Here is a 22894-nt window from a genome sequence, read left to right on the forward strand (position 1 = left end):
CGACCTATTGACCGTGACGTCAAATTGAATCTAAATTCAACCTGTGAGCGAAGCAGGTTGTGCAAATTAATTTCCTCATAAATATATGATAATTATTAAGGGAATATTGGAATGTCTTCTGATATTACTTCGGAACGGATCCGGCGCGCCTCCCGTAAGCTGTTTGCACGGCGTGGAGTCAATGGCGTCTCTGTGCGGGAGGTCGTGGCTGAAGCTGGCGCGCGCAACAATGGTTCCATTCACTATTATTTCGGATCCAAGGATGCGCTGGTGAAGGAGCTGGTGATGGAGGGCGCGCGGGCGATCGACGAATATCGCCGCAGGGCGCTGGATGGGCTTGAAGCGGGCGTGGCGGCGCCGGATCTGCGCGCCATCATGGCTATTCTGGTCGACAGCATGCTGGATGAAGCCGACGAGCGGCTCGAGGGTTACGCCAGGTTCCTGGCTGGCGTCCGGCTCAACCAGCGCCACCTGGCCAACAATCCGCTGGAGGGGCGCTGGAGCGCCGGAACGCGTCGTTGTTATGCGCATCTGCGGCGCCTGCTTCCGGGGTTTCCCGAGGCGATGCTTTTGCAACGGTTCACCATTTCGCAAGCCCATATCGTTGCGGCCCTGGCTGAGCGGGATGCGGTCCAGGAGCTGGCGGCGCTGCACGATGCAACCGCTGAAGTCCAGGAAAGCGCGCAATGGTGGGGCAGCCGCATTGCCGTCGACGATGTCATCGATACGGCTGTGGCGCTGATGGTGACGCCGACCCGCCCTGGCGCGCCCCTGTCACAGGCGGGGCTGGGCGCCGCCTCTGCCCGGGCGCGGACCGGCGGCGCCCAGTAGGGCCGCGACCTCACGAGCCGCAAGCCGGTGAACCTGATCATCGGCGCCTGGCCAGCCCCCGGCGGCGCATGGCGTTTCCCGCCGGGAGCCAGGCCGGGCTGATCTGGGCTTTGCCGATTGAAGATGCTCCAGCATCTTCGCGGTCTGGCGTGGCGTTACGAAGATGGGAGCCGGGCGGCCCAGCCGCCCGGCGAAGCTGGTTCAGTGCAGGATCAGGCCGCCGTCGACCGGGATCGACTGACCGCAAACATAAGCGGCGAGCGGCGATGCGAGAAACAGCGCGACGCCGGCCATGTCCGAGGGCAGGCCCAGCCGGCCCATGGGAATGCCGCGCAGGGAGGCGGCCAGCCGGTCGGGGTTCCCCGTGGTCACCTTCGTCAGCTTGGTGTCGACCAGGCCCGGCGCGATGCCGTTCACCCGGATGCCGTCCGGCGCCCAGGCTTCGCCCAGGGTGCGCACCAGGCCGACGGCGCCGGCCTTGGAGGCGTTGTAGGCCGGGTTGCCCTTGGTCGAATGGAAGGCGGCGGTGGAGCTGATCATGATCAGCGATCCCCGGCTGGCCGCCAGCATGTCGTGGAACTTGATGTTGACTGCCATCAGGCTGTTCAGGTTGATGTCCATCACCTTCTGGAACCCGTCCATTTTGAACTCGCCGCGCCGGTAGATGACGTAGCCCTGGGACTGGATCAGCACGTCGAGGGTGGAGAATGGCGGCTTGTGCGCCTCGACGGCGTCAAAATCGGCGACGTCGACCTGGGAATAGTGCAGGCCGGTGAGATCGCAGCCTTCCTCCGCCTTATAGTCGGCGGCGTTGGCGCGCGTGCCCCAGACGAAGACATTGGCGCCCTTTTCGCGGAAAGCCTGGGCGATGCCATTGCCGATGCCGCTCGAACCGCCAACCACGAGTACGTTCTTGCCGGTGAAATCAAGTTCGTTCATCTGACGTCTCTCCCTGCGCCGATGGCGCTTCATCTCGTTTTTGGGCGGCCGGCCCGGAGGGGGGCGCCGCGATTGCTGCTGTTCTTGAACAGGCGTCAGTCGCCGTCAAGTCATGGCTGGCCGTCACGCAATCCGTGAAGAACTGAACTGGAAGTTTTGAAAATTTGCGTTTAGCCTCCCGTGCATTGCTGTCGCAGGCGGCGAGACGGCAGGCTTCTGGGGGCGGCGACGTTTCCAGTCACAAAAAAAAGCTGTCGGCAACTTTCAGGGATGGAAACAATGATCGCACGACGCGCGCTTCTGCTCGTGGGCATCGCAGGCGTCGCCATGGCCGCGACGGCTGCTCTGGCCGCCGAGAAAAAATATGGCCCCGGCGTATCTGATACGGAAATCAGGCTTGGCCAGACCATGCCGTATAGCGGCCCTGCCTCTGCCTATGGCATCCAGGGCACGGTTGAGGTCGCGTATTTCAAGAAACTGAACGAGAAGGGCGGCGTCAACGGGCGCAAGGTCAACCTGATCTCGCTCGACGACGCCTACAGCCCGCCGAAGACGGTTGAACAGACGCGCAAGCTGGTTGAGAACGAAAACGTGCTGGCCATTTATGGCACCGTGGGCACGCCGACCAACACGTCGATCCACAAATATCTCAACAGCAAGAAGGTTCCGCAGATCCTGATTTCCACGGGCGCGGCCAAGTGGAACGATCCGAAGAACTTCCCATGGACGACCGCGTTTTTCCCGCTTTACGACGTGGAGGGGGCGATCTATGGCCGCTATATCCTCCAGAATATTCCCAACGCGAAAATCGCCATTCTCTCCCAGAACGATGACGCCGGGCGCGACTATGTGCGCGGCTTCAAGGAGGGGCTTGGCGACAAGGCAAAGTCCATGGTGGTGGCGGAAGCGACGTATGAAGTGACGGACGCCACCGTCGACTCGCAAATGGTCAAGCTGAAAAATTCTGGCGCCAACGTCTTCTATCTCATGGCGACGCCGAAATTCGGCGCCCAGGCGATCCGCAAGAAGCATGAGCTGGACTGGAAGGCGCAGACCTTCGTGGTGAGCGTGGCCGCCTCCATCGGTTCGGTGCTGAAGCCTGCCGGTTTCGAAGCCTCGCAGGGCGTTATCACCGCCACCGCCCTCAAGACGCCTGGCGATCCGAAGTGGAAGGACAGCCCGGACATGAAGGCTTACGCCGACTTCATGAAGAGCATCGGCATGGAAAACATGTTCACGGATTCCAGCGCCGCGCTGGGCTATCTGTCAGCCACGCTCGTGCACCGGATGCTGGAGGCCGCAGGCGATGATCTCACCCGTGAGAATCTGATGAAGCAGGCGACGAACCTGAACATGAAGGACCTGCCAATGCTCCTTCCTGGCGTCACCATCCACACCACGCCGGAGAACTACTCCGCCTTCAACACGCTCATGCTGCAGCGTTTCAAGGGCGAAGGGTTCGAGCTGTTTGGCGAACCGATCTCGGCGCAGAAGCACTGAGCGGACAGACGGGGCCAGGCTGTGCAAGTCTGGCCCCATTATTTTTGGGCGCGCTTGCCTGACGCGAGCGTCGCCTGCGCCGGCCAGGGCGACGGGCGCGCGCCGCAGTCGCGCCCGGCGTCGTAATTCCGGAGCCTGCCATATCTGCAGCGCGCCCGGCCGGAGCGATATGACCCTCCTGACGACTGGAGCTGTAACAAACGCCTGACTGCAAGAAAGGGAAGGAACGGGATGAAGCGCATAGCCCTGCTCGCGGCGCTGGCCGCCGCAGCCATGACAGCGTCGCCGCTGCTCGCAGCTGAAAAGCACCCTCAAAAGCAATCGGAAAAACAATACGACCAGGGCGCCACCGACACCGAGATCAAGATCGGACAGACCCTGCCATGGAGTGGCCCGGCTTCCGCCTACAGCGTGGAAGGCATGGTCCAGCGCGCCTATTTCGACAGGGCGAACCGGCAGGGCGGCGTGAATGGCCGCAAGATCAACTTCATTTCGCTGGACGACGCCTACAGTCCGCCGAAAACCGTTGAACAAACGCGCAAGCTGGTGGAGCAGGAGGGGGTGCTCGCCATGTTCGCGGCGATCGGCACCGCCCCCAATATCGCGGTGCACAAGTATCTCAACAGCAAGAAGGTGCCGCAGATCCTGATTCTGACCGGCGCCTCGCGCTGGAATGATCCGAAGAACTTCCCGTGGACAATGGCTTTCTATCCGCTCTACGACATGGAGGGGATGATCTTCGCGCGTCATGCGCTGCAGGCGTGGCCGAACGGCAAGATCGCCATTCTGTCCCAGAACGACGACGCGGGGCGCGACTACGTGCGCGGCTTCAAGGAAGGGCTGGGCGACAAGCTCAAATCCATGGTGGTGGCGGAGGCGACCTATGAGGTCACCGATCCCACCGTCGACTCGCAGATCGTGAAGCTGAAAAACTCCGGAGCCGACGTCTTCTTCCTGATGGCGACGCCGAAATTTGGCGCTCAGGCGTTGAAAAAAGCCCATGAGGTGGCGTGGAAGCCGAAGACCCTGCTGGTTTCCGTCGCCTCGTCCATCGGCGGCGTGCTCAAGCCGGCCGGGCTTGAAGCCTCCCAGGGAGTCATCACCACGGCCACCTTCAAGACGGCGCTTGACCCGGCCTGGGACAATGCGCCGGACATGAAGGAATACATCGCCTTCATGAAGGCCTCCGGCCTGGAGAAATACATCACCGATCGCTCCGCCTCGCTGGGATATGTTTCGGCGGCCCTGATGGAGCGCATTCTGCAACGTTGCGGCGACAACCTGACCCGCGCCAACATCATGAAGCAGGTCAGCAATCTGCATGACAGCGACTTGCCGCTGCTGTTGCCCGGCGTCACGGTGAAAACCACCCCGGACAACCTCAGCCCCTTCGGCGCCATGCGCCTGCAACGTTTTGAGGGCGAAGGCTGGGTGCTGTTCGGCGACGCCATCTCGGCGCAGCACTGACGACAGTCTGTGCGGGGCATGATGCATCATGGATGAGCCATGCCCATGCCGCGCCCGGTTTTGGGGGATGCAGCAACATCGTCGCATCCCGGGCGCCGCTTTTTCCGGAAAGACGATGTGGGCGCGCAAAATATGCCCGGCGCGCAGACGCCAGGGCGCTTTCCGACCAGACGGAATCGTCTGGTCGATCAGAATTCGCTCAAAACAAGGGAAACTGGAGCAATTCCCGATCCATGTGGATCGGGAATTGCTCCAGTCGTTGGGAAGCCCACGACCAGAGCGCGCGCACAAACGCCATGCCGGACGGCGCTCACGCCGGGCAGGGCGGACAGCCAACAAATATGGGAGGATATCCGGGCATGTGGAAACGATCAGCGTTGTTGGCGGGGTTGCTGGCGGCTGGCGTCGCCAGTCAGGCTGGCGCGACCGGCGCCGCGGACAAGAAGTACGGGCCGGGGGCGTCAGACACGGAGGTCATTATCGGCCAGACCATGCCCTACAGCGGTCCTGCTTCCGCCTATGGCGTGCAGGGGATGGTGCAGCAGGCCTATTTCCGCAAGGTCAATGAACAGGGTGGGATCAACGGCCGCAAGATCAGGCTGATTTCCCTCGATGACCATTACAGCCCGCCGAAGACCGTTGAGCAGACGCGCAAGCTGGTGGAAAGCGAGCATGTGCTCTTCGTGTACGGAAATGTCGGAACGCCCAGCAATACCGCCGTTCACAAATATCTGAATAGTAAAAAGGTGCCGCAGATCCTGATCTCCACCGGCGCGCGCAAGTGGAATGACCTGAAGAATTTTCCATGGACCATGGCGTTCTACCCGTCATACGACATGGAGGCGCACATCTTCGCCCGTCATATCCTGCAGACGAAGCCAGACGCGAAGATCGCCATTCTCTACCAGAACGACGATTTCGGCCGCGACTATCTCGCGGGCTTCCGCGACGGGCTTGGCGACCGGCTGAAGGACATGGTCGTCGCCGAGGCCAGCTATGAGATCGCAGACGCCACCGTCGACTCGCAGATCGTCAAGCTGAAAGCCTCCGGGGCCGATACGCTGTTCACCATCACCACGCCGAAGTTCGGCGCGCAGACGATCCGCAAGGTGCATGAACTGGACTGGAAGCCGATGCACGTCATCGTCTCGGTCTCGGCGTCGATTGGCGGGGTGCTGCGCCATGCCGGGCTCGACAAGTCAAAGGGTCTGATCACGGCGATCTCCTACAAGACCCCGCATGATCCCTTGTGGGACAACGCCGCTGACATGAAGGAATTCGTGGCGTTCATGGAAGGCGCGGGCCTGCGCGAGCGCATTATCGAGGGCAGCGCCATCATCGGCTATATTTCCGCCGTGCAGTTGCATCGCCTGCTTGAGCGGGCAGGGAACGATCTCACGCGTGAGAACATCATGAAGATGGCGACCAGCATCGATGAACCATCGCTGCCGATGTTGCTGCCCGGCGTTTCGGTCAAGACGACCCCGGAGGACGTCAATGCCTTCCGCTCCCTGCGATTGCAGACGTTCAACGGCGAAAGCTGGGTGTTGCAGGACGATCTTGTCGGTCGCTGAGCTGGCCGCCAGAGCCGGTTGATCAACAGGCCGCCCGTTTTTACGGGCGGCTTTCCTGTCGCGTCAGTGACGGATTGCGCGTCGCGGCTGCACGGAACGCCCCGCTCCTGGGCCGGTCCCGGACAGAGGGCGCGGGGCGGGCGGTTCGCTTGCCCGCCATTGCCCCCGGCGCTGCATGCCGGGGAATGGACGCAGGCTTCCCGTGAGGGGCTATCCCCAGGCCCGCGCATGGCTGTGTCTGTTGCCAGTTGATCTGATCACCGCTTTGCTGTCCCTTGTCATGAACTAAAGACCAGGCCGCTCCGGGTTCCCCGATGGATGAACAGGCGCGCCGGCAGCAAGGTGACGACAGCGGCCAAGCCCCGCCGTGCGCCACGGGAGGAACAGGATGGGTCAGATCATCAGCGGCGATCGCCGCATCACGACCGAAGCGCTCATGGAGCGGGCGGCGCGGGCGGCGACCGGCTTCCGCGAACTGGGCGTCGGTCGCGGCGATACAGTCGCGGTCTATCTGCGCAATGACTTCGCTTTCTACGAGGCCAGCTTTGGCGCCGGCATGGTCGGGGCCTATTCGGTGCCGGTCAACTGGCACTACACGGAGAGTGAAGCCCGCTACCTGTTTGAGAACAGCGAGGCCCGGGCCATCGTCATTCACGCCGATCTGGTGGAAGGCGTCCGTGGGGCGTTTCCGCAGGGCGTGCCGGTGTTCGTGGTCGAGACGCCGCCGGAAATTCGCGCCGCCTACGGCGTTTCCGGGGAACAGGGCCGCATTCCCGACGGCATGACCGGCTGGTCGTCCTGGCTGGAAAGCCACGCGCCGCTGGCCGACCCGCCGCAGGACGCGCCGGGCTCGATGATCTATACCTCGGGCACCACCGGCAATCCCAAGGGCGTGCGCCGGGCCCAGCCGACGGCCGACCAGATGGCGACGACCCAGGTGATCCTGTCGCGCGCCTTTGGTTTCTATGGCGAAACCGACCTGAACAACCTCGTGACCGTGGTCACGGGACCGATGTACCACTCGGCCCCGAACGCTTACGGCTCGCTTCTCGCCCGTCTCGGCGCCAACGTCATCCTGCAGCCGCGCTATGACAGCGAGGAGTTGCTGGAACTGATCGAGAAGCACCGGATCACCCACATCCACATGGTGCCGATCATGTTCAACCGGCTGCTGCGCCTGCCGGATGAGGTGAAGCGCAAATACGACCTGTCGTCGCTGCGATTCATCGTGCACGCCGCCGCGCCGGTGTCGCCGCCGATCAAGCGGCAGATGATCGAATGGTGGGGCCCGGTGATCAACGAGTACTACGGCTCGACGGAAACCGGCAGCGTCACCTTCTGCACCAGCGAGGACTGGCTGCGTTACCCCGGCACGGTGGGGCGCGCCTTCCCGGAATCGACAGTGAAGATCCTCGACGCGGAGGGCAATGAACTGCCGCCCGGCGAGATCGGCGACGTCGGCGCCCGCTCCTTCGGCCTGGCTGATTTCACCTACCAGCTCGATGACGCCAAACGCGCCAGCTCCGAGCGCAGCGGCCTGATCCTGCCTGGCGACGTCGGCTACATGAACGACGAAGGCTTCCTGTTCCTGTGCGACCGCGCCAAGGACATGATCATCTCCGGCGGCGTCAACATCTATCCGGCCGAGATTGAGGCGGCGCTGCACCGCATGCCCGGCGTGGCCGATTGCGCGGTGTTCGGCGTTCCGGACGACGAATACGGCGAGGCGGTGATGGCGGTGGTGCAGCCGCAACCCGGCGCCGATGTGACGGCGCAGGAGGTCCGCACGTGGTTGCGCGGCGAGATCGCCGGCTACAAGGTGCCGAAACAGGTGGAGTTCCTCGCCGACCTGCCGCGCGAGGACAGCGGCAAGATCTTCAAGCGCAAGCTGCGCGAACCTTACTGGGCCGGCGCCGGCCGCCAGATCTGAGCGTCATCATCCACTTCAGGCGGGCGTTGTCCGCCTGAAACCCATGCACACAAACATGCGTATACAAAAATAACAGGGCGGCGGCCCCGGGGGGCGAGGCCGTTCTGCGACAACGGAGGAAGCAACTCGTGTCAGACACTGTCCAGCCAGCCGTCACGGTTGAAAAAGCCGGGGACCACATCGCCCTTGTCACCATCAACCGCCCCGAGGCGCGCAACGCCGTCAACGGGGCCGTCGCCCAGGGGCTGGAAAAGGCGGTGCGCGACACCGAGGCGGATGACGACATCTGGGTCGTGATCCTGACCGGCGCGGGCGAACAGGCTTTCTGCGCCGGCGCCGACCTCAAGGAGGTTTCCGCCGGGCGTCGCGGCGGCATCGCCACGGAAGCTGGCGGCTTCGGCGGTTTCGTCCACATGCCGCGCAGCAAGGTGTGGATCGCCGCCGTCAATGGCTTCGCCCTGGCCGGAGGTCTGGAAATCATGTTGCGCTGCGACATGTCAGTGGCCTCCGAGCGCGCCGCGTTCGGTCTGCCGGAAGTGATGCGCGGCCTCGTCGCCCTGGCCGGCGGCATCTATCGTCTGCCGCGCGCCATTCCCCGCAATATCGCCATGGAGCTGATCGCCACCGGCGGCCGGCTCGATGCGAAGCGCGCCGGCGAGTTCGGCCTGGTCAACCGCGTGGTGCCACACGAGAAACTGATTGAGGAAGCAAGGGCGCTGGCGACGACGATCTGCGCCAACGCGCCTGTCGCCGTGCGCGAGAGCCTCGCCGTGGCCCGGCAGGCCTACGACCTCAACGACGCCGAACTGCGCCAGCTCAGCGAAGAGGCCGGCGCGCGCAACGCCAGGACCCTCGACTACAAGGAAGGCCCGCTGGCCTTCGTCGAAAAGCGCGCCCCGCGCTGGCAGGGCCGCTGATCATGCGCGCGGGAGCCTACCGTTTTCCCGTCGCCGACGGCGTCGTCTTCGGAACTCCCTGGCGGGAGGCGCTTGCCGCCGAAGTGCGGCGCGGTGGGTTCTCGCGCGTTTTCGCCCTGGTTAGCGGCAGCCTGGCCCGGGCGCAGGATCTGGAGGCCGGGCTGCGCGCGGCGCTGGGCGAAGCCTTCGTCGCCATCCATTCCGGCATCGGCGCGCATTCACCGCGCGCTGATGTGGCCGAGGCTGCCCGCCGGGCGCATGAGGCCGGCGCAGACGTCATTGTGGCGATCGGCGGCGGCTCGGTGATCGACGCCGCCAAGGTGATGCAGCTTTGCCTGGCGGCCGGCGTGTTCGCGGCGGATGGCTTCGACGCCATCGTCGGCGGCGGCAAGCCGGTGCATGGCCAGGAGCTGGCGACGCGGGTCATCGCCCTGCCGAGCACGCTCTCGGGGGCGGAGTTCACCGCCTTCGCCGGGGTGACCGACACGGCGCGGCGGCGCAAGGAGAGGTACCAGCACTGGCAGATGACGCCGTTGACAGTCATTCTTGATCCGGCCCTGACCCGCGACACCCCAGCCGAACTGTGGCTCTCCACCGGGGTGCGGGCCATTGACCACGCGGTGGAGGATCTGTGCTCCATCAATAGCCAGCCGCTGGCGGACGCCGCCTCGGTGCGGGCGCTGGGGCTGCTGGGCCGCGCCCTGCCGGCGACGCGGCGGGCGCCGGATGATCTCGCCGCCCGGCTCGACGCCATGATTGGCGTCTGGCTGTCGATGGTCGGCAGTCAGGGCGGGGTGGAGAAGGGCGTCAGCCACGCCATCGGCCATGTGCTTGGCGGAACCTTCGGGGTTTCCCACGGGGTCACCTCCTGCATCACCCTGCCGCACGCCATGCGCTGGAATGCGCCTGTCATCGCCGAACGGCTGCCGGAGATCGCCGCGGCGCTGGGGAGCCCGGGGGCTGATGCGGCGGATGTTGTGGCGGAGCTGATCCAGGGGCTTGGTCTGCCCCATAGCCTGGGCGCCGTCGGCGTGACGCGCGACCAGGGTGCGCTGCTGGCCGAACTGACCATGCAGGACCGCTGGACCGGGACCAACCCGCGCAAGGTCAGCGGCCCGGAGGATATTCTCGACATTCTGAAAGACGCCTGGTGAGAGCGTCATGCCAGTAAAGCTACAGGGAGAGACATCGTGAAGCGTTTTGAAGGCAAGGTCGCGGTCATCACTGGCGCGGCGTCCGGCATTGGTCGCGCCACGGCGCATCTGTTCGCCAGCGAGGGCGCACAGGTGCTGGCGGTGGACCGGCCGGAATCAGAGATTGGTTCGGCCCATGTTGGCCAGGCCAATATCGTGACGCTGGCCAAGAGCGTTACCGATGAGGATGCGCCGGAGGCCATGCTGAAAAAAGTTCAGGAGACTTTCGGCGGCGTCGACATCCTGTTCAACAACGCCGGCGTCAGTGGCCGCGCCCTGGCGGAGGAGACCACTGACGACGAGTGGCATCGCCAGATGAACGTCAACGTCACGGCGCAGTTCCGTGCGTCGCGGACGTTCATTCCGGCCTTGCGCGAGCGGGCCCAGCAGAAGGGCCGGGCGCGCATTATCAATACGGCGTCGGTCATGGCGTTTGACACCGACATTGGCCTCACTGCCTACACCGCCTCCAAGCACGCGGTGGCTGGCCTGACCAAAACCCTGGCGCTGGAGTTGGGCAAGTTCCGCATCACCGCCAACTATCTGATGCCCGGCGCCATCCACACCGGCATGACCGGCGCCTCCTTCGCCAACCCGGAGATCGCCGCCATCTGGGCCAAAAAATCGGCGCTGCGCCGTCTCGGCCAGCCGGAAGACATGGCGCGGGCCGTGTTCCTGCTGGCTTCCGATGAGGCCGATTTCATCACCGGCCACGGCCTGGTCGCTGATGGCGGTCTGACCCTGCGCACCTGAGGCCAGCGCTCCGGCGGCCATGACCCGCCGGAGTTTGACCATGCGACGACGGCGTCCAGGCGTTACCGGACGCCGCCCGACCGGAAGTGGACAAGGATCGGTACAATGGCTGAATTCAGGGTTGGCGACATCACGGTGACGCGGGTGGTTGAGCTGGCGGCCACCGGCGGCAGCAAGTTCATTCTCCCCCAGGCGACGCCGGAGGACGTCAGCAAGATCGGCTGGCTGCAGCCGCATTTCGCCGACGAGCGTGGTCGCCTGAAAATCGCCGTGCAGACCTTCGTCATCCAAACGCCGGACGCGCGCATTCTCGTCGATACCGGGCTTGGCGCCCACAAGCAGGGCCGGAAAGTTCCGCACTGGAACAACCGCACCGATCCGTTTCTCGACATGCTCGCCGACGCCGGGGCGCCGGCCGACACGGTGGACCTGGTCATCAACACCCACCTGCACGTTGACCACGTCGGCTGGAACACGGTGCTCGAAGGCGACCAGTGGGTCCCGGCGTTCCGCAAGGCGCGCTACGTCATGGGCCGCGATGACTTCGATTACTGGCGCGACCAGCAGGAAGACGCCGAGCACCGGGCGGTGTTCGATGATTCCGTGGCGCCCATCGCCGCCGCCGGTCTGGCCGACCTGGTGGCCGATGGCGACGAAATCGCCCCTGGCGTTTCGGTGGTGGCGACGCCTGGCCACAGCATCGGCCACATGAGCATCCTGCTGCGCTCGAAGGGCGAAGAGCTGTTGCTGGGCGGCGACGTGATGCACCACCCCTGCCAGATCGCCCGGCCGGAATGGTCGTCCACTGCGGATTATGACCAGACCCAGTCAACGCAGACCCGACTGGCGCTGTTCAACCGGCTGGCCGACGCTGGCACGCCGCTGCTCGGCGGCCATTTCACGGGAGCTGGCCGTGGCCGCGTCCGCCGGGAGGGCGGCAGTTTTCGTCTGGATATTGTTTGAAGCGCACGGGCGCCGCCGTTCGGGCGAACGTCGTCGCGAGCGCGTTCTGGCGCCGCCTGGCCAGATCGTCTTCCGCGGGGTTACGGGTTCGCGCGACGTTTGATCCTGTTTGGCGCCTTGCCGGAGCATTTCCGGTGAAACCCGTTCACTTCAAATGCTCTATCGCTTTAATTGACGCATTTTCTTCACGAAAAGTGGGCTCCATTTTTCCTGAAAATGCTCTGGCCCTGGGCGGGCGTGAGCGACAGCCGTTTTTAATCAGACCTCCATGCGGGATGTCTTTTGCAGGAACCTGACGGATGATGGGTTCAGGGAGCGGGATCATGATCTGGGCGTCACAAATTGTCGTTGGCCAATCTGGCGCGCCCCGCTCCCGCAGCGTTGGGCTCAGGCGGGCGGTTTTTGCCATCGCGATGCTCACAGGCGGAGGGGCAAGCGCAACCGAGGCATGCCTTGACCTGCCGGATCTGGCGACCGCCGGGGCGCTGACGACAGCGCTGGTGCGTCAGGGCGTGGCCAAAACCCATTTCTACAAAGGAGCGCCTACGGACAAGGCGTCGGCATGTCCCGGATTCTCGGACAAATGCTGGGAAAAAGCATTTGTGGTTGCCGGCGATCGCGTGATTGTCTCTGGCTCGGTCGGGGACTTCGTCTGCGCTCATTTCGTTGCCCCGCGCAAACGCGGCAAGGAAACCTTCCAGGAGATCGTGCGCTCTGGCTGGCTGACCAGCGCCGATCTGGCGCCGGAGCCTCCAGCGAAGCCGCCGGTCTGGACCGGAGACTGGAGGCGGGTTGAGGCCAATATCGCCATCAAGGCCGGGGCCAGGCCTGGAATGCTGGCGATCAGGGGTGACGCGACCTTCGGCTCCATGGACCCGGATCGGGTGAAGCGCGGTGCGGTCAATGTGGGCGAGATCTCCGGTGAGGTGGCCCCGGTGGACGGCGGCCTGTCCTTCGCCATGGGCGACGAGGGCGCTGTTCCGGTGACGAAGGCGGCGGAGACAGATTGCAAGGTCTGGATGCGCCGCGTCGGCTCCTGGCTGCTCGTTGACGACAACCGCCAGTGCGGCGGCGCCAATGTTTCATTCAGCGGCCTCTATTCGCTGCAAGGCAAGTAAGCCTGATTCCGGAGAGGGGATGCCTGTCTGGCGGGCCGGGACGTCCGCCTTGCTCCGGAAAGGCGGCGGCCCCGGTGATGTCCCGTCGGCGTATTCCCGGCGAGGCGGTGACGTTGCATACCTGCAGGGGCCGGACACCGGCGGTCATCATTCGTGGACCATCGAGGAGGTTCGCGCCTTTGAGGCCCGACGCCCGGTCGGCGCCACGCCCCGATTGGCCCTGGCGCTTCTCCTTCATACAGGGCTGCGCCGCAGTGACGTCGTCCGCATGGGCCCCGGCGCTGCCGGGCGCTAAGGATGGCATCGTGGCTGGCAACAAGCGGTGGCAATGGGGTCTGACATGGGACCAGATTGACCGGAACCATGTCCTGCGCAAGCCCACAAGCAAGTCGAATGGCGAAGAATGGGCAGAGCACGATCTGCGCCAATACCCGGACGTCATCGTAGAGCTAAATCGCATTCCGAAGCACGAAAGGGTAGACCCGGTTGTGGTCGATGAATCCTCGCGCCTTCCCTAGCGCAAGGCGACCTTCTCGCGCAGGTTCCGGGAAATAGCGACCGCAGGCGGTTGGCCGAGCGATCTCTGGATATGGACAGTCGGGCCGGAGCGGTGTCGGAGGCTTTTGAAGCTGGCGCCGCGGCAGAGGATGTCATGCGCGTGGCCACCCACTCCCAGATGTCGACCACGATGATTTACAATTGCGGCGGCGTAGAGCAGTCGTCCCGGGTTGCAGAGCTACGTCTGGCGAGGCGAAACGCCTCAAGAACGAAGCCCGGTAACACGGACGGTAACAACGCTTAATTTTTTGGGAGAGGATTTGACCGCAACCACTTGAAAAGTAAGTGGTGCCCAGGGACGGAATCGAACCGCCGACACTGCGATTTTCAGTCGCATGCTCTACCAACTGAGCTACCTGGGCAACCGGTCCGCGGAGTGTTCGTCCGCGTTGGTGAGGCGCTTATAGGCGGGGGCGGGGCGGGTGTCCAGTGGGGCCAGGGGCGGAAACCACCACGCTATCCACAGAATGTCGCGCGCCTGCGACAGAGATGAGACATCGGAAACAAAGCAGACACCGTCTTTTGTCGGATGGACAGACTCTAAGCCATTCAGTTTCTTGACTTGTCGGCGCCCCGCCGGTAGCCGTCCCGCAGATGCGCGGCTGTCGCGTGCAAGTGTGGATCACATTGCCGGGCATGGCTGCTCGCGGCGCGGCGCATGTGGGAGCAGGGTGTTCCCTGTTGGACGCTCCGGCTGGTTTTCGTGAGGAAGCAGGCCAGAGGGTCAGGATCACGCGCGTTCATCCGGGGGGCGTCCATCCTGATGTGTATTCATGGACCAGTCCGAACTGGACGCGCTACAGGGATGTCGCGACCGGGCTGCCCGGATCGATGGGCGGTCCGGGCACAAAAAATGGCTGGCGCGGGCGACCGGACCAGTTGCTGGATTCCGGCCCGGGCCGGAGATGGGGGCATTCTCCATGCGACTGTCGCGTCGCGGGGAGCAATGCGGTGAAGCAAGGGGTCAGGAGCGGCCCGGCGCACATGGGCCGGGGTTTTCTGACGGGGCAAGGCTGAGGCCAGGGGAAAAGCATGAAGAAGGCATTCCGGATTGCGGCGTTCACCGCCGCTGTGACCATCAGCGTCAGCGCGCTTGGGCTCATTGCGTCGGGCAGCGTCGCCCGCGCCGCCGATCCGGTGCGCATTGGCGTCACCGTGTCGAGCACGGGCCCTGCGGCTTCCCTCGGCATTCCGGAGGCCAACGCTGTGGCGTTGCTGGCGAAGGAAGTGGCGGGCCATCCAGTGCAGTACATCGTGCTGGACGATGGCACCGACACCACCAAGGGCGTCGCCAACATGCGCAAATTCATCTCCGAGGAGAAGGTGGACGCTGTCGTCGGCTCCTCGGTGACGCCGGTCACGCTGGCCATGGTCGAGGTCGGGGCCGAGAACAAGGTGCCGGTGGTGTCGCTGGCCGCCAACGCCAAGATCGTCGAGCCAGTCGACGACAAGCGCAAGTGGGCCTTCAAGACCCCGCAGAACGATCGTCTGATGGCCAAGGGCATCGCCGATCATATGGCCGCCAATGGCGTGAAGTCTGTGGGCTTTATCGGCTTCACCGACGCCTACGGCGAGGGCTGGCTGGAAGAAATCAAGCCGGCGCTGGAAAGCAAGGGCATCAAGCTGGTGGCCGTGGAGCGCTATAACCGCCCCGACACCTCGGTGACCGGCCAGGCGCTGAAGCTGATGGCGGCGAAGCCTGACGCGATCATGGTCGCCGGCGCCGGCACCCCGGCGGCCCTGCCGGCTCGCACCCTGAAGGAGCGTGGCTTCAAGGGGCCGATCTACCAGACCCACGGCGCCGCCAATAACGACTTCCTCCGCGTCGGCGGCAAGGACGTGGAAGGCTCCGTGCTGCCGGCCGGCCCGGTTCTGGTGGCGGACCAGTTGCCCGACAACCACCCCTCGAAGAAAGTCGCCCAGAAGTTCATCGCCGATTATGAAGCCAAATACGGCAAGGGCTCGGTCTCGACCTTCGGCGCCCACATGTATGACGCGGGCCTGCTGCTGCAGGCTGCGATCCCGGCGGCGCTAAAGGTGGCGAAGCCTGGCACGCCGGAGTTCCGCGCCGCTCTCCGCGACGCCATCGAGAATGCAAAGGACGTGGTCTACACCCAGGGCGTCGTCAACATGACGCCCACCGATCACGTCGGTCAGGACGATCGCGCCCGCGTCATGGTGCAGATCAAGGACGGCGCCTGGAAACTGCTGCCGGCAGGCAAGTAAAGCGCTGGCGCGACGCCTCTGGCGACATGGTCGCCGGAGGTTTGAACGGGCAGGCTCCGGCGCGTCGCCGGAGCCTGATCCCGAAGCGCCGCCGCCCGGTGAGGCCGGCGCTTTCCCCTCGGGCCCATTTCCGCCTGAGGGGAAAGCGCTTCTGCCTGGCGTCATTCAACGCGATAAAGCGCAAAATCAGGCCCGGCTCCGGGCGGCCTTTGCGTGTCCCGCCCGAAGGCCCCTTTCTTCCGCCCTTCTGGCTCCCACAAGGAACGCGACGTGGACCTGTCGATCTTCCTGATTCTGCTTCAGGACGGCGTCATCAATGGCGCCATTTACGCCCTGCTGGGGCTCTCGCTCGTGCTGGTGTTCACGGTCACCCGCGTCATCTTCATTCCCCAGGGCGAGTTTGTCAGTTTCGGCGCCCTGACCCTGGCGCTGCTGGAGCGCGGCCAGACGCCGGCGACCATCTGGCTGCTGCTGGCCCTCGGCGTCGTCTCGGCCGTGGCGCAGGTGTGGCAGGGCAGGCGCACGCTGTCGGCGCGCCGCGTGCTGGCCATCGCCGGCACGGATCTGGCGCTGCCCGCCGCTGTCGCCGCGGTCACCATGCTGCTGGCGCCCATGAAGCCGCCGGTCGCCGTGCAGATCGCCCTGACGCTGGCCATCATTACCCCGATGGGCCCTTACATCTACCGCATGGCCTTCCAGCCGCTGGCTGAAGCCTCCACCCTGGTGCTGCTCATCGCCGCCATCGGCGTGCACCTGGCGCTCACCGGCCTCGGCCTGGTGTTTTTTGGCGCAGAAGGCTCGCGCACCGAGCCGTTCTCCAGCGCCATGTTCGAAATCGGCTCGCTGCTGGTCTCGGGACAGTCCCTCTGGATCATGGGCGTGACGGCGGCGCTGGTCGCCGCGCTGGGCGCCTTCTTCGAGTTGACGCTGACCGGCAAGGCCCTGCGCGCCACGGCGGTCAACCGGCTGGGCGCGCGTCTGGTCGGCATCGCTCCGTCCATGTCGTCGGCCATCGCCTTCACCCTGGCCGGCTTCATTGGCGCCCTGTCCGGCGTGCTCGTATCGCCTCTGACCACCATCTACTACGACACCGGCTTCCTGATCGGCCTCAAGGGCTTCGTCGCCGCCATCATCGCCGGCCTCGCCAGCTATCCCATCGCGGGGGCGGCGGCGATTCTCGTCGGCGTCGTCGAGGCGCTGGCCTCGTTCTGGGCGTCATCGTTCAAGGAAGTCATAGTCTTCCTGATCATCATCCCGGTCCTGTTGTGGCGCACCTGGGGCGCCCCGGTCGTCGAGGAGGATGACCATTGAGCACGCCAGCCCCCATCAACAACGCCGCCGCTGACGCCATTTCCAGCGACGGCCGGGCCCCGGGCGGGCGCGGCCTCCGCCTTGTCGCGCCGCTGGCCGCCCTGGCGGTCTGCGCGCTCATCCCGCTGGTTCCTGGCCTGCCGCAGTTCTGGATCACCCTGCTGAACTACATCGGCCTTTACGCCCTCGTGGCCATCGGCCTCGTGGTGCTGACCGGCGTTGGCGGCATGACCTCGTTCGGCCAGGCCATGTTCGTCGGCGCCGGCGCCTACACGACCGCCATCCTCACCACCCGTTATGGCGTCAATCCGTGGCTGGCCCTGCCGGCGGCGCTGGCGGTCACCGGCGTCTTCGCCTGGGGGGTGGGGGCGGTGACCCTGCGCCTTTCCGGCCATTATCTGCCGCTGGCGACCATCGCCTGGAACATCAGCTTCTTCTACATCGTCGGCAATCTGGACATTTTCGCCAAGTTCGACGGCATTTCCGGCATTCCGCCCATTGCTGTCGGCGGCTTCGCCCTGAGCGACGGCCCCTCGCTGTATTACCTGATCTGGGGGGCGGTGGCGCTGGCGGTGATCGCCACGCTGAACCTGCTGGATTCGCGCGTCGGCCGCGCCATCCGGGCGTTGCGGGGCGGCGTGGTCGCGGCCGAATCCTTTGGCGTCGACACCGGCCGGGCGCGCATTCTCGCCTTCGTCTACGCGGCGCTGCTCGCCGGCCTGTCAGGCTGGCTCTACGCCCATTTGCAGCGGGCGGTGAACCCGTCGCCATTCGGCCTCAACGCCAGCATTGAATATCTGCTGATGGCGGTGGTCGGCGGCGCCGGCTCCGTCTGGGGCGCGATTCTTGGCGCCGGTCTCGTCACCATCATCCGCGACCAGTTGCAGGACTGGCTGCCATGGCTGATTGGCGCGCGCGGCAATTTCGAAGCCATCGCTTTCGGCGTCATTCTCGTGCTGTTGCTGCAAACCGCCCGCGACGGTTTGTGGCCGCACGTGCTGCGCCTGTGCAACGTTCGCCCGGCGACGCGCGGCCATCACGCTGAAGCCGGCCAGCTGGCGCCGCGCGCGCGGTCGGCGGGCGAGCAGCGGGCCGACGGTCCGGTGTTGGCCGTCGCCGACCTGCGCAAGCAATTCGGCGGCCTCGTCGCGGTCAATGACCTGTCATTCGTCGTTGGGCGGGGTGAGATTGTCGGCCTCATCGGCCCCAACGGCGCCGGCAAATCCACGACCTTCGATCTGGTCACCGGCGTCACGCCGCCGACCTCCGGCGACATCCGCTATTTCGGCGAGAACGCCACCGGCGAGCGCGCCCGGGTCATCGCCCGGCGCGGCGTGGCGCGCACCTTCCAGCATGTGCGTCTGGCCGCCGGCATGAGCGTCATTGAAAACGTCGCCCTTGGCGCGCATTTGCGCGGCCATGCCGGGCCCGTGGGGGCGATCCTGCGCCTGGACCGCGCCGAGGAGGCCCGCATCTTCGCCGAGGCGCACCGGCAACTGGGCCGCGTCGGGCTCGCCGATCTGGCCGATCGTCCCGCCGTCAGCCTCGCCCTTGGCCAGCAGCGCATTGTCGAGATCGCCCGCGCCCTGTGCCTCGATCCGTCGATGCTGCTGCTTGACGAGCCGGCGGCTGGCCTGCGTCACCGTGAGAAGAAGCAGCTGGCTGCGCTGTTGCGCCAGTTGCGCGGCGAGGGCCTGTCGATCCTGCTGGTTGAGCACGACATGGACTTCGTCATGGGGCTGACCGACCGGCTGGTGGTGATGGAGTTTGGTTCGCGACTGGCTGAAGGAACGCCGGAAGAAATCCGCAACAACCCCGCCGTGCTTGAGGCATATCTGGGAGGCGTGGCGTGAGCGCGTTGTTTCAGCTCGAAAAGCTCTTCGTGGCCTATCACGGCGTCGACGCCGTGCGCGGCGTGTCCCTGTCGGCGCCGCGCGGCGCCATCGTCTCGGTGATCGGCGCCAATGGCGCGGGCAAGTCCACCATGCTGAACGCCGCCATGGGCATCTTGCCGGCGCGCGGCCAGATCATCTTTGACGGCGCGCCGATCCACGGGCTTTCGGTGGAGGAGCGTTTCTTCAAAGGCATCGCGCTGGTAGCGGAGAAGCGCGAGCTGTTCGCCAGCCTGCCGGTGGAGGACAATCTGGCCCTCGGGCGCTTCCGCTTCCGCCGTGAGGGGCGGGCGGCGGCCCATGCGGCGCTCGACGAGGTCTACGATCTGTTTCCGCGCCTGCGCGAGCGGCGGCGTCAGCTGGCCGGCACGCTTTCCGGCGGCGAGCGGCAGATGCTGGCCATGGGGCGCGCCCTCATGGGCAAGCCGCGCCTGCTGATGCTCGATGAGCCAAGCCTCGGCCTCGCGCCGCTGATCGTGCGCGAGATTTTCCGCATCGTCGTGTCGTTGCGTGAGCGCGGCGTTTCCATTCTGTTGGTGGAGCAGAACGCCCGCGCCGCGTTGCAGATTTCCGACTACGGCTATGTGCTGGAAAACGGCCGCGTCTCGCTGGAAGGCCCCAGCGCCGCCCTGCAGGAAGACGCCCGCGTCGCCGCGACCTATCTCGGTTTCGGCGCGCATCGCGGCGATGATGGCGATGACGATGCGGACGGCGATGACGACGCGGCGACGTGAGTTCGCAAGGTTCCCGCATCTTGGTGCGCCGCGCCGCTTCTGTTGCGGAATCCGCCGGGAGGCGCCGCCCCGGATATTGTTGAACCAGTAAATGAAATGGGGCCGGAAAGGCCCCATTTCTATATGGTTAATGCCGATATTTAATGTGCCATCCCAAATGGCGGCCAGGTTGTCAGGCGGCGCTTTCGGCTATCGGGCGGTCCGGCGCGCCGACCATCCGCAGGGCGGAGCGGGCCATGGAATCGGCGATCTGTTCCGGCGTCAGCCGGCCATTGCCGCGATACCAGGCGTGAATCCAGATGATCATCCCGGCAATGCCCAGGCAGACGATGGCCGGGTCCTCGACGTCAAATACGCCCTCGCGCAAGCCATCCTTGATGATGTCGCGGACGATGCGGTCAAAGTCGCCCTGCATGTCGCGGATGCGCTGGTCCACGTCGGCGGGCAGGTGAGCGACTTCCCGGCTGGAAATGGCGATCCACTCATGCCGTTCGATGACCACCAGGGTGAAATCGTGCAGCAGGCGGAACAGCCGCTCGTCGGCCCGGCCCGGCAGGGCGGCGGCGTCGATCGCCACCTGCACCGATTCGCTGATGCCGCGCTCGCAGATGGTCGCCAGCATGTCCTGCTTGCTGCGGAAGTGCTGGTAGATGAGGGTCTTTGAAACGGAGAGGCGCTCGGTCAGCGCATCCGTCGTGGTCGCGGTGTAACCATTGCGGAAGAACAGTTCGCCGGCGGCGCGCAGGATCAGCTCCCGCTTGTAGAGCGCTACGTCGTCCTTCATCGCCGATGGCGTCGCCATGCTGTCCCCTCCGGTCCCTGGTTTCACCGCCCGCGCGCCGGTGACGTGTTCCAGGCGGGCCTATCACGTTTTTTTTCCGAGTTCCCAATGGCTGCGTTTTGAGTCGCCGCAGACGATATCTATTACGCCCCGCCGGCGGGGAATAGCCGGCCGCCCCGGCCGCCCTGTCCCCCGCGCCATGAGCGCGTCGCCCCACGCTCATTTCTCTCCGAAAACGGTTGACCATCGTCCGTACTGAGTAGTACCACTAACAGAACGATCCGTCCCGTATTTTGTTCACCAGAACGAAAGCAGGGAGAGCCTCCCATCCAGGGGTTGGCGGACAGATTTCCAAAAACAGCGAGCAGGGCGGTTTCCGGCCAGTCTGGCCGGGGGCTCGTCCGAGCAAACAACGTCCGGACCTGAATCGGGCGGCGATTGAACCGGGAGGACGGCGAATGCCGGCATTCGAGTCGCGTGTGGTGGCGGCAGGACCTGCCTACGAGGAAAACCGGGCGTTCATGCTCGACGCCATCGCGGACATGCATGGGCTGCAAAAGCGCGCGCGCGATGCGTCCGCCGCCTCTGGTCCCCGCTTCGCCAAACGCGGCCAGTTGCTGCCGCGCGAGCGCCTCGCCCTGGCGCTGGATGAGGGCGCGCCCTGGCTGGAGCTGTGCTCGCTGGCCGGCTATCTGCGCGACACCAGCAACCCGGCCAAAACGGTGCCCGGCTGCTCCAGCATCGCTGGCATCGGCTATGTCTCCGGCGTGCGCTGCATGGTCGTGGTCGACGACGCCGGCATCGCTGCTGGCTCCGCCCAGCCCATGGGCGGCGACAAGATGCTGCGGCTCGAGGCCATCGCCATCAAGAACCGGCTGCCGTTCATACACCTGGTCGAATCCGCTGGCGCCAATCTTCTCGGCTACAAGGTCGAGGACTTCGTCATCGGCGGCGGCCTGTTCGCCAATCTGGCCCGCCTGTCCGCGGCCGGAATCCCGGTCATCGCCCTGACGCACGGCTCATCCACCGCAGGCGGCGCTTATATGACCGGCCTTGCCGATTACGTCATCATGGTGCGCGATCGCGCCAAGGCGTTCCTTGCCGGCCCGCCGCTGCTGAAGGCGGCCACGGGCGAGGTGGCCACCGACGAGGAGCTGGGCGGCGCGGTGATGCACGCCACCGTCTCCGGCCTCGCCGAATATCTGGCTGAGGACGATGTCGACGGCGTGCGCATCCTGCGCGAACTGGTCGGCAATCTGGGCTGGACCCAGGGCAACGAGTTGCCGGAAGGGCCGGCCCCGGCGCTGGATACGGAAGAACTGCTCGGCCTGTTCCCCAAGGATCACAAGAAGCCGGTCGACATGCGCGAGGTGATCGCCCGCCTCGTCGATGGCTCCGAGATGATGGAATACAAGCCGCTCTACGGACCGCAGACCGTCTGCGTCCAGGCGAAGCTGTTTGGCATGCAGATCGGGATCATCACCAACAATGGCCCGCTTGATCCGGCCGGCGCCAACAAGGCGACCCAGTTCATCCACGCCTGCTGCCAGAACGGCTCGCCGCTGATCTACCTGCACAACACCACCGGCTACATTGTCGGCACGGAGTCGGAGCGGGCCGGCATGATCAAGATCGGCGCCAAAATGATCCAGGCGGTGGCCAACGCCACGGTTCCGCAGCTCACCGTGATGTGCGGCGCCTCATACGGGGCCGGCAATTACGGCATGTGCGGCCGCGGCTTTACCCCCGATTTCGCGTTCTCGTGGCCGACGGCGCGCACCGCCGTCATGGGCGCAGAGCAGGCGGCGCTGACCATGGCCATCGTCATGGAGGACGGCGCCAGGGCCCGCGGCCTGCCGGTGGACGTGGAAGGCATCGAGACGATGAAGCAGAAGATCATCCAGACCTTCGAGAGCCAGATGTCGGCCTTCTATACCTCGGGCGCGGTGCTCGACGACGGGGTGATCGATCCGCGCGACACCCGCAACGTGCTGGGCATGGCGCTCTCCGTCTGCCTGTCGGGCCGCGCGCGTCAGGTGCGTCCGCTGACCTTCGGCGTGGGCCGCATGTAAGCCGCGTTCGTGTAATCCGCCTGTCCGCTGCGCCGCGCGCATGCGCGCGGCGATCACAGGGCGAGCGCCGCGCGGCCAGATGGGCCCCGGCGTCTTGCCTGACCCTGGCGCTGGCGCGCCCCGAATTCGAGCCTG

The 22894-nt window shown here is 65.3% G+C and carries 19 protein-coding genes and 1 tRNA gene; 16 read left to right on the forward strand and 4 right to left on the reverse strand.

What is annotated here, in order from left to right; all coding sequences use genetic code 11:
* The first annotated feature begins 111 nt into the window (after window positions 1-111).
* Window positions 112-831 carry a TetR/AcrR family transcriptional regulator gene (locus tag IE243_RS02940; protein ID WP_191317789.1) on the forward strand — a complete coding sequence of 240 codons (720 nt, stop codon included), beginning with the start codon at window positions 112-114 and terminating at the stop codon, window positions 829-831.
* 201 nt (window positions 832-1032) lie between these two features.
* On the opposite strand, the gene IE243_RS02945 is transcribed toward IE243_RS02940, so the two are convergent.
* Window positions 1033-1770: an SDR family NAD(P)-dependent oxidoreductase gene (locus tag IE243_RS02945; protein WP_191317790.1), complete on the reverse strand. Its 738-nt coding sequence runs from the start codon at window positions 1768-1770 to the stop codon at window positions 1033-1035.
* 279 nt (window positions 1771-2049) lie between these two features.
* Between IE243_RS02945 and IE243_RS02950 the strand changes: the two genes are divergently transcribed.
* The 8 genes from IE243_RS02950 (at window position 2050) to IE243_RS02985 (ending at window position 12067) form a co-directional block, all read left to right on the forward strand.
* Window positions 2050-3270: an ABC transporter substrate-binding protein gene (locus IE243_RS02950; RefSeq protein WP_191317791.1), complete on the forward strand. Its 1221-nt coding sequence runs from the start codon at window positions 2050-2052 to the stop codon at window positions 3268-3270.
* Between the two features lie 231 nt (window positions 3271-3501).
* Window positions 3502-4737 carry an ABC transporter substrate-binding protein gene (locus IE243_RS02955; protein WP_191317792.1) on the forward strand — a complete coding sequence of 412 codons (1236 nt, stop codon included), beginning with the start codon at window positions 3502-3504 and terminating at the stop codon, window positions 4735-4737.
* Between the two features lie 359 nt (window positions 4738-5096).
* On the forward strand, window positions 5097-6311 hold the full coding sequence (locus tag IE243_RS02960; protein ID WP_191317793.1) for an ABC transporter substrate-binding protein: 1215 nt from the start codon (window positions 5097-5099) through the stop codon (window positions 6309-6311).
* Between the two features lie 388 nt (window positions 6312-6699).
* Complete coding sequence (locus tag IE243_RS02965) at window positions 6700-8241, forward strand: acyl-CoA synthetase (RefSeq protein ID WP_191317794.1); 1542 nt, start codon at window positions 6700-6702, stop codon at window positions 8239-8241.
* Between the two features lie 128 nt (window positions 8242-8369).
* Window positions 8370-9158 carry an enoyl-CoA hydratase-related protein gene (locus tag IE243_RS02970; RefSeq protein WP_191317795.1) on the forward strand — a complete coding sequence of 263 codons (789 nt, stop codon included), beginning with the start codon at window positions 8370-8372 and terminating at the stop codon, window positions 9156-9158.
* Between the two features lie 2 nt (window positions 9159-9160).
* Window positions 9161-10312 carry an iron-containing alcohol dehydrogenase gene (locus tag IE243_RS02975; protein WP_191317796.1) on the forward strand — a complete coding sequence of 384 codons (1152 nt, stop codon included), beginning with the start codon at window positions 9161-9163 and terminating at the stop codon, window positions 10310-10312.
* Between the two features lie 36 nt (window positions 10313-10348).
* A complete protein-coding gene (locus IE243_RS02980; protein WP_191317797.1) occupies window positions 10349-11104 on the forward strand; it encodes an SDR family NAD(P)-dependent oxidoreductase in 756 nt (251 codons plus the stop codon).
* 105 nt (window positions 11105-11209) lie between these two features.
* Window positions 11210-12067 (forward strand): MBL fold metallo-hydrolase, encoded by an 858-nt coding sequence (locus tag IE243_RS02985; RefSeq protein WP_191317798.1) that lies wholly within the window; start codon window positions 11210-11212, stop codon window positions 12065-12067.
* A gap of 145 nt (window positions 12068-12212) precedes the next feature.
* On the opposite strand, the gene IE243_RS02990 is transcribed toward IE243_RS02985, so the two are convergent.
* Window positions 12213-12476 carry a hypothetical protein gene (locus IE243_RS02990; protein ID WP_191317799.1) on the reverse strand — a complete coding sequence of 88 codons (264 nt, stop codon included), beginning with the start codon at window positions 12474-12476 and terminating at the stop codon, window positions 12213-12215.
* Between the two features lie 4 nt (window positions 12477-12480).
* Here IE243_RS02990 and IE243_RS02995 point away from each other — a divergent pair, with 4 nt between their 5' ends.
* Both IE243_RS02995 and IE243_RS03000 read left to right on the forward strand, forming a co-directional pair.
* Window positions 12481-13185 (forward strand): hypothetical protein, encoded by a 705-nt coding sequence (locus IE243_RS02995; protein WP_191317800.1) that lies wholly within the window; start codon window positions 12481-12483, stop codon window positions 13183-13185.
* A 305-nt stretch (window positions 13186-13490) separates the two neighbouring features.
* A complete protein-coding gene (locus IE243_RS03000; RefSeq protein ID WP_191317801.1) occupies window positions 13491-13703 on the forward strand; it encodes a hypothetical protein in 213 nt (70 codons plus the stop codon).
* 326 nt (window positions 13704-14029) lie between these two features.
* Here the strand turns inward: IE243_RS03000 and IE243_RS03005 are convergent.
* Window positions 14030-14105, reverse strand: a tRNA-Phe gene (locus IE243_RS03005).
* A gap of 670 nt (window positions 14106-14775) precedes the next feature.
* Here IE243_RS03005 and IE243_RS03010 point away from each other — a divergent pair.
* The 4 genes from IE243_RS03010 to IE243_RS03025 all read left to right on the forward strand — a co-directional run bounded on the left by IE243_RS03010 (window position 14776) and on the right by IE243_RS03025 (window position 19906).
* Entirely contained in the window at window positions 14776-15969 is a 1194-nt protein-coding gene (locus IE243_RS03010; protein ID WP_191317802.1) for an ABC transporter substrate-binding protein, read from the forward strand.
* A 270-nt stretch (window positions 15970-16239) separates the two neighbouring features.
* The gene (locus IE243_RS03015; protein WP_191317803.1) at window positions 16240-17280 is read left to right on the forward strand and encodes a branched-chain amino acid ABC transporter permease; all 1041 of its coding nucleotides are present in this window, start codon (window positions 16240-16242) and stop codon (window positions 17278-17280) included.
* Between the two features lie 92 nt (window positions 17281-17372).
* Complete coding sequence (locus tag IE243_RS03020; RefSeq protein ID WP_210319789.1) at window positions 17373-19133, forward strand: branched-chain amino acid ABC transporter ATP-binding protein/permease; 1761 nt, start codon at window positions 17373-17375, stop codon at window positions 19131-19133.
* On the forward strand, window positions 19130-19906 hold the full coding sequence (locus IE243_RS03025; RefSeq protein WP_191317804.1) for an ABC transporter ATP-binding protein: 777 nt from the start codon (window positions 19130-19132) through the stop codon (window positions 19904-19906). The genes IE243_RS03020 and IE243_RS03025 overlap by 4 nt, the downstream gene beginning before the upstream one ends.
* Before the next feature lie 172 nt (window positions 19907-20078).
* Here the strand turns inward: IE243_RS03025 and IE243_RS03030 are convergent, their stop codons facing one another.
* Window positions 20079-20708: a TetR/AcrR family transcriptional regulator gene (locus tag IE243_RS03030; protein WP_191317805.1), complete on the reverse strand. Its 630-nt coding sequence runs from the start codon at window positions 20706-20708 to the stop codon at window positions 20079-20081.
* Window positions 20709-21145: 437 nt separating this feature from the next.
* Between IE243_RS03030 and IE243_RS03035 the strand changes: the two genes are divergently transcribed.
* Window positions 21146-22759, forward strand: a complete 1614-nt coding sequence (locus IE243_RS03035; protein ID WP_191317806.1) for an acyl-CoA carboxylase subunit beta — start codon at window positions 21146-21148, stop codon at window positions 22757-22759.
* Window positions 22760-22894: the final 135 nt, after the last annotated feature.

The sequence above is a fragment of the Camelimonas fluminis genome, assembly GCF_014656355.1.
GTDB classification, from domain to species: Bacteria; Pseudomonadota; Alphaproteobacteria; order Rhizobiales; family Beijerinckiaceae; genus Camelimonas; species Camelimonas fluminis.